This is a genomic window from Microbacterium panaciterrae, from assembly GCF_039541635.1.
Taxonomy (GTDB): Bacteria; Actinomycetota; Actinomycetes; order Actinomycetales; family Microbacteriaceae; genus Microbacterium; species Microbacterium panaciterrae.
The window spans coordinates 147,254-162,659 of record NZ_BAABGP010000008.1 but is presented as its reverse complement, the minus strand read 5'-3'; the positions used below and the strand labels follow the sequence as shown (position 1 = coordinate 162,659).

Here is a 15,406-nt window from a genome sequence, read left to right as displayed (position 1 = left end):
CGCAGGGAGGCCCGAGCGCAGCGCGCCCGGGCCTCCCTCGTCGCTGCTGCTACTCGGCGACGAAGCCGCTGACGTCGCCGATGAGCCGGGTGTGATCGGCGGGGATCGGCTCGACCGCGGCGAGGGCGACCTCGGCCGCGAACTCCGACACGTTGTACAGGCGACCGGCCGATTCGCGGCGCTGCGAGATGGCGCCCGGATTGGCGCGCTCGAGCAGCGTCGCCGTGATGGTGCCCTCGATCATGTCGCCGGAGACCACGACGAACCCGACCCCCTGTGCCTCGATCGCCGGGAGCAGCTCGCGCAGCGCATCCTCGCCCGCCCGCTTGGACAGCGCGACGGGCTCGTACTCCGGCATGGTGGGCGTGGTGCGGATGAAGTGCGCCTGATGGCTCGTGACGAAGACGATGCGCCCCCTCTCGCGCAGCGCCGGAAGGGCAGTCTGCAGCACGTTCACCTGCGCGTCGCGGTTGAGGCGCAATGCGTAGTCCTCGCCCAGGTTCGCCTCCATGCCGCCAGAGGCATTCAGCACGAGGATGTCCAGACCGCCGAACTCCGCCTGCACCGCGGCGACCATCTCGGCGACCGACGCGGGGTCGGTGAGATCCGCGCCGATCACCAGGGCGCGGCCCCCGAGCGCGCGCACCTCGGCGGCGAGCTTCTCGGCCCGAGGTGCCTTGTTGCGGAAGTTGATGACGACGTCGGCCCCAGCCTCAGCGAAGTACCGGATCGTGTCGGCGCCGATGCCGCGGGAGGATCCGGTCACCAGAGCGACCTTGCCGGTCAGCGATGCGGCGGGAAGAGGCTGGGACACGTTCGGCTCCTCGGGAAGGGGTGCGCACGGCGGCGCAGAAGTGGGACCAGATCACCCTACCAACCCGCATGTTTCCGCGGCGCGTGACTCGTCGGCGGCCTCGAGCCGCGTGATAGGTTGACGGGAAAGAGGGGGCGTGATGGACACCGTCTTGCAAGTCTTCACGGACTGGGCCTGGATCGGCTGGCTCGTGCTGATGGTCCTGTGCTTCGTGATCGAGATCTTCACCCTCGATATGACTTTCCTCATGCTCGGGCTCGGCTGCGCGGTGGGCCTGCTCTCCGTGCTGACCGGAGTCCCGATCTGGGCGCAGGCGATCATCGCCGCGGTCGCCGCGGTGCTGTTCATCTTCGTGCTGCGACCGCCGCTGCTGCGACGGCTGCATCGGGGCGAAGACACCACCCGATCCAACGTCGCGGCCCTGATCGGCCTGCACGGCGTCGTCCTGCTCGAGGTGACCTCGATCAGCGGGCAGGTCAAGCTCAGCAACGGCGAGACCTGGACGGCCCGGCTCGCCTCCGACGCTCCTGTCCTGGCGCCGCTCTCCCCCGGCGCGCCCGTCCGCGTCAGCCGGATCGAAGGCGCCACCGCATACGTCCGAACCGAACACGACTAGGAATCAGGAGCAGCCCTTCATGGACAGCGCGTCCTTCATCCCCGCCGCAATCGGGTGGATCCTCGCGATCGCCGTCATCATCTTCGTGCTGGTGACCCTGGCGCGCGCGATCAGGATCATCCCCCAGGCGACCGCCGGAGTAGTCGAACGTCTCGGCCGCTATCACAAGACCCTCATGCCGGGTCTGAACCTTCTGGTGCCGTTCGTGGACCGGCTGCGTCCGCTGATCGACATGCGCGAGCAGGTCGTCTCGTTCCCGCCGCAGCCGGTGATCACCGAGGACAACCTGGTGGTCTCGATCGACACCGTGGTCTACTTCCAGGTCACCGACGCGCGCGCCGCGACCTATGAGATCGCCAACTACCTCGGCGCGGTCGAGCAGCTGACCACGACGACGCTCCGCAACGTGGTCGGCGGGCTGAACCTCGAAGAGGCGCTCACCAGCCGCGACAACATCAACGGGCAGCTCCGCGTGGTGCTCGACGAGGCGACCGGCAAGTGGGGCATTCGCGTGGGCCGTGTCGAGCTCAAGGCGATCGACCCGCCGCACTCCATCCAGGACTCGATGGAGAAGCAGATGCGCGCCGAGCGCGACCGTCGCGCGGTGATCCTGACCGCCGAGGGCAACAAGCAGTCGCAGATCCTCGAGGCCGAGGGTCAGCGGCAGGCGGACATCCTCCGCGCCGAGGGCGAGAAGCAGGCCGCGGTGCTGCGCGCGCAGGGTGAGGCCGAGGCCATCCAGAACGTCTTCAACGCCATCCACCAGGGCCAGCCGGACGAGAAGCTGCTCGCCTACCAGTATCTGCAGATGCTGCCGAAGATCAGCGAGAGCTCGTCGAGCAAGCTGTGGATCATTCCGAGCGAGTTCACGGAGGCGCTGAAGAACTTCAGCGGGGCGTTCACCCCGAACGCCGGCGCCGGCACGCCGTTCTCCCCGAAGGCCCCCGCAGCCCCCGTCGCACCCCCGCCCGCCGCGTCCGCCGGCGACGCGTGACGCACCCGTACTTCCAGGGCACCTCGGTGCCGCGAGTCCTCGCCCACCGCGGTCTGCTGACCCCGGGGGGCGAGGACTCGTCCGTGTTCGACAATTCGGCCCTGGCACTCGCCGCCGCCGATGCCGCTGGGGCGCAGTACATCGAGGCAGACTGCCGTGCCACGGCGGACGGCGACGCCGTGCTGTTCCACGACGAGACGCTGCAGCGTCTTCTGGGGGATCCCCGGCCGGTGTCGGAGGTGCGCACCGACGAGCTCAGAGGACTCTTCGCCGCGCACGGCGGCCTGCTCACGCTCGCCGAGGCGCTGGCGTCGTTTCCCGCGTTGCGCTTCAACATCGACGTCAAGGCGCGGGAGGCAGCGGATGACGTCGGCCGCGCGGTCGCGGCGCACGGTGCCAGGGTGCTGCTGACGAGCTTCCACGAGAACAACCGCCGCGCGGCGCTGGACGCGGCGGTGGCCGCGGGCGCGTCGGTGCTGCCGGCGTCCTCCGGCGGTCAGCGCAGCATCGCGCTGCTGCTGATCTCGTCGCGCCTGCGGCTCGCGGGGTGGTCCCGCCGGATCCTGCGCGGGCTCGACGCCGTGCAGATCCCGGAGCGGTTCGGGATCGTGCGGGTGTTCACCCCCGCGCTCGTGCGGGCCGCGCACGCTTCCGGTGTCGAGGTGCACGTCTGGACCGTCAACGATCCGGAGCGCATGCGCGCGCTGGTCGAGGCAGGTGCGGACGGGATCGTCACGGATCGCGCGGATCTCGCGATCCGCACCCTGGGGCGGAACTGAGAGGCTCCCGCAGCGCCCAGCCCTGGGGATCGACTGTGAAAGCCTTCACGGTTTGCTCCCCTCGCACCATCTGCACAGGCCAGACCTGTATACCTGAGGGCGACGAGAGGACCACACAATGGCAGATCGCAGCCTTCGAGGAATCCGACTCGGCGCCCAGAGCCTTCAGAGCGAAGAGGGCGTCGTGTTCATGGAACGGCAGCAGAGCACGTACACCTGTGACACCTGCGGGCACGTGACCACGCTGATGTTCGCCGCCGACGCCGAGGCGCCGACGACCTGGGAGTGCCGCGGATGCGGCGCTGAGGCCCGGCTCCAGGTCGACGGCAAGTCCGTCGAGATCGAGGCGAACGGCGACAAGACCGCGCGCACGCACTGGGACATGCTCCTGGAGCGCCGTACCCGCGCCGAACTCGAGGAGCTCCTGGAGGAGCGCCTCGCCTTCATCCGCGCCCGTCGAGGCGCCGGCGAAGACCCGACCCGCGAGCGGATCGGCGCCTAAGCGCCCGACCGGCCCCATCGCATCCGACCGACCAGTCCGGATGCCACGACGACGAGCAGGCCGCCCCAGAGCAGCACCTGCTCGATCCAGGGACCGAGAATCACCCCAGACGTCGCCCCGGTGCGCAGTTCGACATCCTCGAGCAGCGCCCCGGGGCGATTCTCGCGCAGGGACGCCTGAGTGGACCCGTCGAACCGGATCACCTGGCTCGTGCCGACGGTGGAGATGTTCACGACCGCGCGACCGGTCTCCACGGCGCGCATGCGCGCAATCGCGAGCTGCTGCAGATTCTCCGCCGTGCCGCGGAAGTCGGCGTTGTTCGTCTGGAAGACGAGCACCTGGGCTCCCCCGTCGATGCCCTCGGCGATGAGCTCGTCATAGATCACGTCGAAGCAGATCGCGAGCCCGACCGGGGTCTTGCCGACGCGGATCACGGGTGCATCCGCGCCCGGCGTGTACCCCCGGCCGATCAGCCCGATCAGATCCGGCACGATCGCGTTGTAGAACGCGCGATCCGGCACGTACTCCCCGAACGGCACCGGGTGCCGCTTGGAGTGCGTCTGCACGTCGGAACGGGCGAGGAATCCGTGACTCTCATCCGGCCAGAGGAACGAGGTGTTGAAGAACAGGTCGCCCTTCTGCGTGGCCGCGTTCGCGAGGATCGGCGCGCGCACGCCCGAGGCCACCTCGTCGAGTCCGCCGGCGAGCTGGTCGTACTGGAACGGATCCCCGTCCAGCCCGCCCTCCGGCCACACCAGCAGATCCATCCGCTTGCCGTAGAGCGGCTCGGAGGCCGCGGTCTGGGCCGCGAGCACCGAGAGCGGTTCCCGGTGATCGAAGTAGCCCGTGGGACCGTTGCCCTGCACCGCGCCGATCCGCATGGTGCCGTGCGGTGTCGTGGGGAACGCGGGGAGGAAGGCCAGCAGGGCGACCAGCACGACCGGCGCCGCGAGCAGGGGCAGCTGCGGCAGCCAGTCGGTGCGGATCGCCGCCCGGACGGCTTCCAGCAGCAGCGCGACGAGCAGCACCATAACGAACCCGAGCCCGCTGATCCCGATCCAGCTCGTCACGCGGGCCGCCGCCGTGTCCGACAGGGTCAATGCGACCCGCGCCCAGGGGAAGCCGCCGTAGGGCCAGTTCCCCAGGAGCAGCTCGCGGCCGATCCACAGCGCCGCGACCACCGCGGACAGAGCGGCGGCTCGCAGCATCCCCGGTCGCAGGAGAACGGGGATCCAGCGGTAGGCGAGGGTCACCGGGACGAGCGCCACGGCGGTCAGCGCTCCCTCCAGCAATCCGAGCGCCAACCACGGGATCGGCCCGAGATACCGGGCCGTCCAGGAGACGAGGATCAGGTAGAACACCGCTCCGTAGACGAATCCGACGAGAAGCGCGGACCAGCCTCGTCGTCCGATCAGCGCCAGCAGCAGCAGTCCGATCGCGGGGAAGGCCGCAATCCACAGGGACACGGCGGGAAAGGCGAGAGTCAGCAGGCCACCCGCGACCGCGGCCGCGATCAGCGCCGCCCAGAGCGGCAGGACCGGACGGACAGACCCGCCGACGCGGACCTCCGGGCGCTCTACGGTGCGACTCGTCACTGGTTCCGCCCTCGTCACATCGAGGAGTAAGCGACGATGCCTCGCCGCACGCCGTCGAGGGCGGCGCGCGCGGTGCGCGCGGTCTCCGCGTCCGGCGCGACGATCGTGAGCTGATCGAGCAGGTCGATGGTCTGCTTGACCCAGCGCACGAAGTCGCCGGCCGCCATGTCCGCGTCCTCCAGCACCGCGTCGAGGGACGAGCCGCGCGCCCAGGCGTGCACCGCACCCGCGAGTCCGGCGGACGGTCGCTCCGACCCGGGCAGCCGGTTGTCGTGCTCGAGGTCGTCGAGCTCGGCCCAGAGCTCCTGCGTGCGCTCCCACGCGATCCGGAACCGGCCGCGGGGAAGGTCACGAGGATCCACCGAACCGTCATCGCGCCGCGGCTCGTACACCAGGGCGCACGCCATCGCGGCGAGAGAGGGGGCATCCAGCCCCTGCCACAGGCCGCGGCGGAGGGACTCCGCCACCAGCAGGTCGCGTTCCCCGTAGATGCGCTGCATCGTGCGCCCGGCGTCGGTCAGGGTGAGCCCCTCACCCTCGCCCTGCACGTAGCCGACCACCGCGAGGACGTCGAGCACCCGGTCGAAGACGCGCGCGACCGTGCCGGTGCGGTTCTCGATCTGACGGCGGGTGCGATCGGTCTCGCGTTTGAGCTTCCAGTACCGCTCCGCCCACCGGGCGTGCGCCTCGCGGTCGGGGCAGCGATGGCACGCGTGCCGCTGCATGCTGCGCCGCAGTCCCTCGATCTGACGCAGCCGCTTCTCGCGCGCGGCGCGGGGCGCCTGCTGATCCGCGCGGCTCTTCTTCTCCAGGTCGCTGAGCTCGCGACGGATCCCGGAGTACTCCGTGAAGTCGCCGCGGTCGCAGGTCATCGAGGCCAGATAGCCCTCCAGCGACGACTCGGCCTCGCGCACCGACCGGGCGAGGCCCACCACCGCGCGATCCGCTTGGAACTGCGCGAACGACGACTCCAGGACCTCCCGGGAGTGGTTGCGACCGAACCGGTCCAGCAGGTTCACGGCCATGTTGTAGGTGGGGCGGAAGCTCGAGTTCAGCGGGTACGTCCGGCGGGACGCGAGAGCCGCCACCGACTGCGGATCCATCCCCTCGGTCCACTGCACGACCGCGTGGCCCTCGACGTCGATGCCACGACGACCCGCCCGCCCGGTGAGCTGGGTGTACTCCCCCGACGTGATCGCGACCCGCGCCTCGCCGTTGAATTTCTCCATGCGCTCGAGCACCACGGTCCGTGCCGGCATGTTGATGCCGAGTGCCAGCGTCTCGGTGGCGAACACGGCCTTCAGCAGCCGCAGCCGGAAGAGCTCCTCGACGACCTCTTTGAATGCGGGCAGGAGCCCGGCGTGATGCGCGGCGACACCGCGCTCCAGGTTATCCAGCCAGTCCCAGTAGCCGAGCACCGCGAGATCCTCGTCGCGCAGCGTGCGGACCCGGTCCTCCACGATCTCGCGGATCTCGCGTCGTTCGTCGGAGGTGGTGAGGCGCAGACCCGAGCGGCGCACCTGCTGCACCGCCGCGTCGCAGCCCACCCGGCTGAAGATGAAGAAGATCGCGGGCAGCAGATTGGCGCGATCGAGCAGATCCACCACCTGCGGGCGGTCGAGGCGCTCGATCCTGCGCACGTTCGCGGAACGCACCGGTCGTCTGCCGCCTCGCGGCGGGCGCTTCGCCTGGCTGCCGGCATGCCGGGCGCTGCGATGCTGCTGCGCGTCGTGATTGCGCTCGTAGTTCTGACCGCCGAAGGAACGGATCCGGAGCAGCTCCTGGTTGACCTGCGCGGTCGCGATCCCGGCACGATCGTCGAACAGCGGCAGCAGGTCATCGCGGACGAGGACGTGCTGTTCCAGCGGGACCGGACGGATCTCCGAGACGATCACCTCGGTGCCGCCGCGGACGGTGTCGAGCCAGTCGCCGAACTCCTCCGCGTTCGACACCGTGGCGCTCAGCGACACCAGCCGCACGCTCTGCGGCAGATGGATGATCACCTCTTCCCACACCGCGCCGCGGAAGCGATCGGCCAGGTAGTGCACCTCGTCCATGATCACGAAGCGCAGGCTGTCGAGCGCCCGCGACCCCGCGTAGATCATGTTCCGCAGCACCTCAGTGGTCATCACGACGATGCGCGCGGAGCCGTTGATGTTCACGTCGCCGGTGAGCAGGCCGACCTGGTCGGAGCCGTACACCTCGACGAGCTCGCGGAACTTCTGGTTCGACAGCGCCTTCATGGGCGTGGTGTAGAACGCCTTGTCTCCCGGGGTGGACATCGCGAGGTGGATCGCGAACTCCCCCACGATCGTCTTGCCCGCACCCGTGGGAGCGGCGACGAGCACGCTGCTGCCCCGTTCCAGCGCGTGGCACCCCTCGATCTGGAACGGATCGAGCTGGAAGCGCTGAGTGGCCGCGAAGGCGGCGGTCGCGGGATGGTCCAGCGCGGCGCGGGCGGCGGCTTGTCGATCCGCCGGGGACGTCATACCGCGGGCTCCTCGAGGAACGCCTGCTGGCGCTTGTGCTTGCGCCGATCGAAGAGGAGCGAGAGCAGCGCGGCCGCGAAGTACAGCACGATCAGGATCCCGGCGAGCATGAGCATGCTCACCACGTCTGCGGCCGGGGTCGCCAGCGCCGCGAACAGGCAGGCGATCAGGATCGCGATCCGCCACGCCTTCAGGATGCCTCGACCGGACATGATCCCTGCGAAGTTCAGAGCGACGAGGAAGACGGGGATGATGAACGAGACGCCGATCACGATCATCAGCTTGAAGATGAAGTCGTAGTAGTCGTTCGCGTTGTAGAGGTTGTTGGCGCCCTCGGGAGTGAAGCCCGCCATCAGTTCGATGATGTGCGGCATGACCAGCACGCCCACGTAGCACCCCGCGAAGAACAGCGGCACCGCCGCGGCGACGAACCCGATCGTGTACCGGATCTCCTTCTTCGTGAGTCCCGGCATGATGAATGCCCAGATCTGCCACAGCAGCACCGGTGCCGACAGGAAGATGCCGATCGAGAACGCCAGGCGCATGCGCAGATCGAACGGCGCCGTCACCGACGTGAAAGTGAAGCCGACGAGGGCGTGCGGGCGGGTCTTGGCGACCTCGTAGATGGGCTGGGTGACGAAGGTGAGGATCGGGTCTGTGATGAAGAACGCGATCACCATGCCGACCAGCAGCGCTCCGGCTGCGATCACGAGCCGCTTGCGCAACTCGATCAGGTGCCCCGCGAGGGGCATGGTTCGATCGCGACGCGGCTTTCGCCCGTCCGTCGCGGGTGACGCGTCGGTCACGCCCGTCAGCGCGCGGTGCCGGCGTCGTGCGGCGGGGTGACTGCGGCGGTCGTCTCGGCTGCCGTGCTCTGCACGGGGGCCGGCGTGGTGGCCGAAGGCGCGGCGGCGTCGCGTGCGGCGTCCTCGTCCTTCATGGCCTTCATCTCACCCTTGAAGACACGAGCCGACTGACCCATGCTCTTGGCGAGCGCCGGGAGCTTGGCCGCGCCGAACAGCAGCAGGATGACGGCGAGGATGATGACGAGATGCCATCCGTTGAGCCCTCCGAGCATGATGATCTCCCTTGATTGTTCGGGTGGTGTCGTAAGTCTACCGTGCGGAGGACGCGCTGTCCGCGCCGTCGGCATTGTCCGCGTTGTACAGCGCAAGACCGGCGCGGGCCCAGTCCCTCGCCGCGCTGCGAGCGGCGGCCGGCTCCAGGATCTCCACCGCTCCGCCGAACCGCGCGGCCAGCCGCTTCAGGCTGAGCGGATCCCCCACACGCAGAGTCGCCGTCACGACGCCGTCCGCCACGCGCGCGTCCGCACGCGCGAGATAGTCGCGCAGCAGCGGCGCCAGCCGCTCCGGGAATCGGATCACGGCCTCCCCGTTCTCGGAACCGCCTGCGAACAGCTCCGGCACCGGCTCGTCGCCGTGCTCGATCGGGATGTCGGTGAGACGCGGTTCGCTGACCCGGTCGAGATGGAAGGTGCGCATGGCGCGCCGCAGGTGGCACCAGCCCTGCAGGTACCACTGTCCGTTCGTGATCAGCACGGTGACCGGATCCACGGTGCGCGTGGTGGGCGCTGCATCGGGGGCGCGATAGGTGAACGACACCGCGACGTGCTCCTGCAGCGCCGTGGCGACCACTGTGCGCACCGCATCCACCGGGCCCGGCGCGACGATGACGTCGGCGGGAAGGCCCGCCGCTCCCCGGGAGAGCTTGGCGATCAGCCCCTGCACCACGCCCGACTCGTCCACGCCGGGCATGGCGGAGGCGAGCTGGAGGCCGGCGACGAGCGCCGCCGCCTCCCGCGCCGTGAACTTCGGCACCCGGCGCAGGCCGACGTCGTTGGTGATCTCGATGATCCCCTGTTCGTCGAGCAGATCCCAGTTGATGTCGAAGAGCTCCTGCGGCGCCTGCCAGTACCCCTCATCGCCGGGGAGGCCGATGACCGTCAGCTTCTCGACCATCGCGCGCATCTGCGGCACGGTCATCTCGAACTCGGCGGCGGCGTCGGCCAGAGACACCTCCCCGCGCTCGAGCAGATAGGGCACGAGAGTCAGATACGCGCGCACGCGGTCGGAGGTGAGCAGCGGCTTGTGCGCAGCCATCAGGCACCGCCGTTCTGGTTCATCGCGTGCACCGCGGTGACGGCGGCGAGCCGCTCGATCACGGCCGCCCGCAACTGATCGGGGTCCACCACGCGAACCTCCGGCCCGTACGAGGCGAGCTCATCGGCGAGAATGTGCAGGTCGACGTACGGCAGCCGGATCCCCTGCACCGCCGGCTGAGCGCGGCGGCCCAGGCGGAGAGCCGCCTCGGTTCCCGGCGTCACCTCGAGCAGCGCCGAATGCGCTGAGGCGACCGCTTCCAGGCTCGCAAGAGCACGTTCCCCCGCCCCCTCGCGCAGCTCGGCGGGGAAGGACTCCCCCGTGACCGCCACGTCGCCGACGATGCGGGTGAGCAGGAACATCCGATCGCCGTCCGCGTCCACGTCACGCCCGAACACGTGCCAGCGCGCCTCGTACTCGACCAGGGCGAGCGGCTGCACGTGCCGGCGACGAGGCGCCTGCTCCCCCGGCTTCAGATAGTCGAACGAGACCGCCACGCTGCGTTCGATGGCATCCTGCAGCGGCGCGAAGGCGGCGTCTCGCGCGGTGATCCGCGGCGCGAAGCCGATGATCGGCTCATCCACGTCGATGCCGAGCGCACGGATCTTGCGCACCCCCGCCTGCGCATCGCCGGAGAGCGACTCCTCGCTCCAGACGCTGCCCGCGAGACGCAGCACCGCGAGTTCCGCGGAGGTGAACTCGATGTCGACGGGCAGGTCGTATTCCGCCTTCGGAATGCGATACCGGGCCTCACGCAGATCGTTGGGGTCGGCATGGTCGCCGAGCGTCTCGATCGGGATGCCCAGAGCGCGCAGGTCGTCCTTGTCGCGTTCGAACATCTTCTCCAGCGCGTCCTGCCGGCTGTTCGACCGCTGCCGATAGCCCGACACCGACGCGAGGATCTGCGCCTTCGTCAGGCCGATCTCCGTGGCCATGAGCGCCACGACGAGATTCGTCAGACGCTCCTCCGCAGGGATCCGCGCGGCCATCTACTGCCCTGTGCTCGTTGCGCCGGGCGGGTCGATGCCGAGGATGTCGACGACGAAGACCAGCGTCGAATTGGGCTTCACGGATCCGCTGCCCTGCGCGCCGTAGCCGTCCTTCGGCGGGACGACCAGGAGCACCTGCGATCCGACGGTCTGCCCGGCGAGGCCCTTGCCGAAGCCCGGGATGACCTGGTTCAGGGCGAAGCTGGCCGCCTGCTTGTCCCAGGAGCTGTCGAACACCGTCTTGGTATCCCAGTCCACGCCGGTGTACTGGACCCGCACCGTGTCGGTCGCCTTGACCACGGCACCGGTGCCCTTGATCAGCGTCTGGGCGACGAGGGTGGTGGGCTTCTTCGCATCCGGGACGATGATGCCCGGACGGCCGTCGGGAGCCCGCACGACCGTGGGCAGCCCGAGCGCGTCGTTGTACTGCAGCGCGCCCTCGGCGTGCGGCAGATACACCTTCTGCACGTCGACCACGGCGACCGTCGCATCCTTCGCGGCGGCGCCCGCGGGAAGGCCGATCAGGAGCCGCGATCCGGCCGTCGCGCACTGCAGCGCGGCGCTGAACTCCTTCGACTGCGATGCAAGGGTTGCGAGATCCAGGATCTGGGCGCCCTTGCCGTTGAAGCCCGTGCTGCCGATCTGCGTGCCGGTCGCGCCGTCGTACAGCGTGAAGTCGAGGCTGACGGGCTGCGTCTTCGTCGTGATCGCGAGGCCTGCGCCCCGGATCAGCGCGTCGACGCTCGTCTTGTCGACCTTCATCGGCGTGGAGACCTTGACGGTCGGCTCCTTGCCGAAGTCGCCCGTCACCGACACGGAGTCGCGGAGGGTCGAGGTCGGCTGAGTCGGGCACGCCTGTCCGTCGAACGCGGGGGCACTCGAGCATCCCGCCAGGGCGAGGGCGGCGAGGCCGAGGGTGATCAGGGCAGCGGCTGTCTTACGCACGCGCTCCAGTCTAGGCGGACGGATCCGCTGCGCCGACCGCGCCCGCGGCCGCGTCGCCGGATGCCGCCAGACGCGCGCCGCCGGCGGCACGCTGCGCCTCGCGTACGCGCTTGCGCAGGTTCTTGTCGGTGATCTCCCGATCGCCGACCGCCCCCGGCGTCCACGTCTCGACATCCTCATCGCCATAGGTCGGCTTCTTCGTGGCGCGGCGCTTCACGTCGGGCGGGATCGCCCCCGGCGCGAGCCGGCGCGCCGTGATCAGGAATCCGGTGTGCGCGACCATGCGATGATCCGGTCGCACCGCGAGGCCCTCGACATGCCAGCCCCGCACCATCGTCTCGGATGCCTCGGGCTCAGTGAACAGGCCCGTGCCGCGCAGGTATTCCGCGACCCGCGAGAGCTGGGTCGCCGTGGCGATGTAGCAGAGCACGACGCCCCCCGGCGCGAGCGCCTCCGCGACGACGTCGATGCACTCCCAGGGCGCGAGCATGTCCAGCACGACCCGGTCGACCGTGCCGGCGCCGAACTCGGCAGGCAGCTGATCCTGCAGATCTCCGACGACGACCTTCCAGGAGTCCGGCAGCTCACCGAGGAACGTCTCGACGTTCGCCGTGGCGACCTCGGCGAAGTCCTCACGGCGCTCGAACGACACGAGCCGCCCGGACGGTCCGATCGCACGCAGCAGCGAGAGCGACAGCGCTCCGGAGCCGACACCGGCCTCCACCACCGTTGCGCCAGGAAAGATATCGGCCTGCGTCACGATCTGCGCAGCATCCTTGGGGTAGACGATCGCAGCGCCGCGCGGCATCGACATCACGAAGTCGCGCAGCAGGGGACGCAGCGCGAGGTACTCGCTGCCCGAGCTGTTCGCGACGACGGATCCGTCCGGAAGCCCGATCAGCTCACGATGCCGGAGCACGCCGTGGTGCGTGTGCAGCTCGCCGTCCGCGCGCAGCGTGATCGTGTGCATGCGCCCCTTGGGGCCCGTGAGCTGGACGCGATCGCCCTCGCGGAACGGACCGCGCGGCCGAGTGTCCGCCACCGCGGCGCCGCTCATCGCGCCACCTCCGCGCGGGCCACGCGGACCCGAGCGAACTCCGAGGTCAGATCTGCGACGGTGCGACCCTCGAGCGTGTCCCAGAGCACGTCGGCGCCCAGTTCGTCCAGCGGGACGATGTGCGGCACGCCGATCGACACCGCGCGCGAGGCGATCGCGGCCTGCAGTCCGGTCGGCGAGTCCTCGAGCGCCACCGTGTCGACGATGTCGACGCCGAGCGCCTCGGCCGCCTGCAGGTACGGATCGGGGAAGGGCTTCGGGCGCGGCACGTCATCGCCGCCGACGACGACGTCGAACGCGTCGAAGCCGATCAGGGCGACGATGTCCTCGGCCATCCGCCGCAGCGACATCGTGACCAGTGCCGTGGGCACACCCGCCGCGCGCAGACTGCGCAGCATCTGCAGTGCGCCGGGACGGAACGGCACACCGTCCTGCTGCAGCCGCACGCGGACGCGCTCGGTGAGATGGTCGACGATCTCCTCCGCGCCCATCTGCACGCCCGCGCGCTGAAGGATGAGGGCGCTGTCGATCAGCCCGCTCCCGACCAGCTGCAGGGCCTGCTCGTGGGACCAGGTGCCGCCGTAGGACGCGATCAGCTCGGTCTCGGCGTCCATCCAGTACGGCTCGGTGTCGACGAGGGTGCCATCCATGTCCCAGAGGACCGCGTGCGGGTGCTGTGTCACTGCTCCATGGTACCGGCGGGGGAACGCGGTCCCTGGCCGCGCCTCCCGCGCGGACGGGGACTAGCCTGGATGGAACCCGCGGCGACCGCCGTGGGTCGAGAGGAATGTCGTGCAGGTACTCGGATCCCGGATCGTCGTCGCCGCCTTCGACGGCTGGAACGACGCGGGAGAGGCCGCCTCCGCGGCTGTCGAGCAGATCGACGACAGCGGGACGTACGATCTCGTGCGCGCCGTCGATCCCGAGCTCTACTTCGACTACCAATGGGCGCGACCCACCCTGGAGCGCTCCGCGGAGGGGACGCGCAGTCTGCGCTGGCCCCGCGCACGGATGCTGCGCCCGGCCGGCGAGGCCGAGGAGCCCCGGCTCTGGCTGCTCATGGGGACGGAGCCGGCCCGCGCCTGGCAGGCGTTCAGCGCGGAGTTCATCGACGCCGCACTGCAGGAGGACATCACGGGCTTCGTGACGCTCGGCGCGATGCTGTCGGACGTGCCGCACACCCGCCCGATCTCGATCTTCGCCTCCAGCGAGAATGCCGACGTGCGCGATGCGCTCGCGATCGAGCGGTCGACGTACGAGGGACCGATCGGGATCCTCTCCGCGCTCGAGCAGGCGGCCGAGGAGGCGGGGATCCCCTCGCTGTCACTCTGGGCCAATGTGCCGCACTACGTGCAGACCGGCGGCTCGTCCCCGAAGGCGACGCTCGCGCTGCTGGATCGCCTGTACGAGGTGACCGGGGTCGACGTGCCGCGCGGCCAGCTCGCCACCGAGGCGGCCATGTGGGAGGCGACGATCGACGCCGCCGCCGCCGAGGACGAGGAGATGGCGGCGTACATCGAGCAGCTCGAGGCCAAGCGCGACACCTGGGACTCGCCGGACGCCTCGGGCGAGGCGATCGCGCAGGCCTTCGAGCGCTTCTTCCGCAACGGCGAGGGGCCGGGCGACCACAAGCGCTGACCTGCTGCGCGGCGGGCGCGCGGACGGGCGACGGGCGCTCAGGCCGCGATGACGCCCGTCGCGAGCAGGACGATCAGCGCGATGCCGAGCAGGATCCGGTACACCACGAACGGCAGGAAGCTGCGCTGCGAGATCCAGCGCATGAAGAACGCGATGACAGCGAGGCCGACAACGAACGCGATCCCGGTCGCGGCGAGCGTCTCGCCCGGGGAGAACACTCCCGGCTTGCCGATTCCCTTCACGAGTTCGTAGAAGCCGGAGCCGAACACCGCCGGGATCGCCAGCAGGAAGGCGTAGCGCGCGGCCGCCGCACGCTCGTAGCCGAGCAGGAGGCCGGCCGTGATGGTGCCGCCGGAGCGGGAGACGCCGGGAATCAGCGCGAGCGACTGGGCGACGCCGAAGACGATGCCGTGACCGAGCGTCAGATCCTTGAGCGCTCGGCGGCGGGCGCCGATCGCGTCCGCGACGCCCAGCAGCACGCCGAACACGATGAGCATGATCGCGACGAGCCACAGCGAGCGGAACACGGTCTCGATCTGGTCCTTGAACACCAGCCCCAGCACCACGATCGGGATGCTGCCGATGATGATCAGCCAGCCCATCCGCGCGTCCGTGTCGTTGCGCGGAATGCGGCCGATGAGCGCGAGCCACCAGTGCCGGACGATGCGCACGATGTCGCGCCAGAAGAACACCACGACGGCGGCCTCGGTGCCGATCTGCGTGATCGCGGTGAACTCGGCTCCGGGATCCCGCACCTCCGGCAGGAAGGCGCCGACGATGCGCAGATGCGCACTGGATGAGACGGGCAGGAACTCGGTGAGTCCCTGCACGATGCCCAGGAGGATGGCTTCGAGAAGGTGCATGGATC

General features: G+C 69.9%; 16 protein-coding genes. 5 read left to right on the top strand and 11 right to left on the bottom strand.

All coding sequences use genetic code 11. The features are described 5' to 3' along the window. Positions 1-49 precede the first annotated feature (49 nt). Complete coding sequence (locus ABD882_RS05710) at positions 50-814, bottom strand: SDR family oxidoreductase (protein ID WP_345185219.1); 765 nt, start codon at positions 812-814, stop codon at positions 50-52. 139 nt (positions 815-953) lie between these two features. Here ABD882_RS05710 and ABD882_RS05705 point away from each other — a divergent pair, with 139 nt between their 5' ends. The 4 genes from ABD882_RS05705 (at position 954) to ABD882_RS05690 (ending at position 3,705) form a co-directional block, all read left to right on the top strand. Then, positions 954-1,430 (top strand): NfeD family protein, encoded by a 477-nt coding sequence (locus ABD882_RS05705; protein WP_345185218.1) that lies wholly within the window; start codon positions 954-956, stop codon positions 1,428-1,430. Between the two features lie 19 nt (positions 1,431-1,449). Next, entirely contained in the window at positions 1,450-2,424 is a 975-nt protein-coding gene (locus ABD882_RS05700; RefSeq protein ID WP_345185216.1) for an SPFH domain-containing protein, read from the top strand. After that, positions 2,421-3,203, top strand: a complete 783-nt coding sequence (locus tag ABD882_RS05695) for a glycerophosphodiester phosphodiesterase family protein (RefSeq protein WP_345185215.1) — start codon at positions 2,421-2,423, stop codon at positions 3,201-3,203. The genes ABD882_RS05700 and ABD882_RS05695 overlap by 4 nt, the downstream gene beginning before the upstream one ends. A 118-nt stretch (positions 3,204-3,321) precedes the next feature. After that, entirely contained in the window at positions 3,322-3,705 is a 384-nt protein-coding gene (locus ABD882_RS05690) for an RNA polymerase-binding protein RbpA (RefSeq protein ID WP_345185213.1), read from the top strand. On the opposite strand, the gene lnt is transcribed toward ABD882_RS05690, so the two are convergent. Genes lnt through ABD882_RS05645 form a run of 9 tightly spaced genes read right to left on the bottom strand, consistent with a single transcriptional unit; the run spans position 3,702 to position 13,583 of the window. Beyond that, on the bottom strand, positions 3,702-5,300 hold the full coding sequence (lnt, locus tag ABD882_RS05685; RefSeq protein WP_345185211.1) for an apolipoprotein N-acyltransferase: 1,599 nt from the start codon (positions 5,298-5,300) through the stop codon (positions 3,702-3,704). The two genes, ABD882_RS05690 and lnt, sit on opposite strands and share 4 nt — an antisense overlap. Positions 5,301-5,314: 14 nt before the next feature. Then, complete coding sequence (locus tag ABD882_RS05680; protein WP_345185209.1) at positions 5,315-7,789, bottom strand: DEAD/DEAH box helicase; 2,475 nt, start codon at positions 7,787-7,789, stop codon at positions 5,315-5,317. Next, the gene (gene tatC, locus ABD882_RS05675) at positions 7,786-8,541 is read right to left on the bottom strand and encodes a twin-arginine translocase subunit TatC (protein ID WP_345185207.1); all 756 of its coding nucleotides are present in this window, start codon (positions 8,539-8,541) and stop codon (positions 7,786-7,788) included. Before tatC ends, ABD882_RS05680 begins: the two co-directional genes overlap by 4 nt. A gap of 59 nt (positions 8,542-8,600) precedes the next feature. Further along, on the bottom strand, positions 8,601-8,867 hold the full coding sequence (tatA, locus tag ABD882_RS05670; protein WP_345185205.1) for a Sec-independent protein translocase subunit TatA: 267 nt from the start codon (positions 8,865-8,867) through the stop codon (positions 8,601-8,603). A gap of 37 nt (positions 8,868-8,904) precedes the next feature. Beyond that, complete coding sequence (locus tag ABD882_RS05665) at positions 8,905-9,909, bottom strand: helix-turn-helix transcriptional regulator (RefSeq protein ID WP_345185203.1); 1,005 nt, start codon at positions 9,907-9,909, stop codon at positions 8,905-8,907. Next, positions 9,909-10,898 carry a helix-turn-helix transcriptional regulator gene (locus tag ABD882_RS05660; protein WP_345185201.1) on the bottom strand — a complete coding sequence of 330 codons (990 nt, stop codon included), beginning with the start codon at positions 10,896-10,898 and terminating at the stop codon, positions 9,909-9,911. The genes ABD882_RS05665 and ABD882_RS05660 overlap by 1 nt, the downstream gene beginning before the upstream one ends. Then, a complete protein-coding gene (locus tag ABD882_RS05655) occupies positions 10,899-11,843 on the bottom strand; it encodes an FKBP-type peptidyl-prolyl cis-trans isomerase (RefSeq protein WP_345185199.1) in 945 nt (314 codons plus the stop codon). A gap of 10 nt (positions 11,844-11,853) precedes the next feature. Then, positions 11,854-12,900 carry a tRNA (adenine-N1)-methyltransferase gene (locus tag ABD882_RS05650; RefSeq protein WP_345185197.1) on the bottom strand — a complete coding sequence of 349 codons (1,047 nt, stop codon included), beginning with the start codon at positions 12,898-12,900 and terminating at the stop codon, positions 11,854-11,856. Continuing rightward, the gene (locus tag ABD882_RS05645) at positions 12,897-13,583 is read right to left on the bottom strand and encodes an HAD family hydrolase (protein ID WP_345185196.1); all 687 of its coding nucleotides are present in this window, start codon (positions 13,581-13,583) and stop codon (positions 12,897-12,899) included. The genes ABD882_RS05650 and ABD882_RS05645 overlap by 4 nt, the downstream gene beginning before the upstream one ends. A gap of 109 nt (positions 13,584-13,692) precedes the next feature. Between ABD882_RS05645 and ABD882_RS05640 the strand changes: the two genes are divergently transcribed. Further along, entirely contained in the window at positions 13,693-14,538 is an 846-nt protein-coding gene (locus ABD882_RS05640) for a PAC2 family protein (RefSeq protein ID WP_345185194.1), read from the top strand. A gap of 38 nt (positions 14,539-14,576) precedes the next feature. Here the strand turns inward: ABD882_RS05640 and ABD882_RS05635 are convergent, their stop codons facing one another. After that, complete coding sequence (locus ABD882_RS05635; protein WP_345185193.1) at positions 14,577-15,401, bottom strand: undecaprenyl-diphosphate phosphatase; 825 nt, start codon at positions 15,399-15,401, stop codon at positions 14,577-14,579. Positions 15,402-15,406 lie beyond the last annotated feature (5 nt).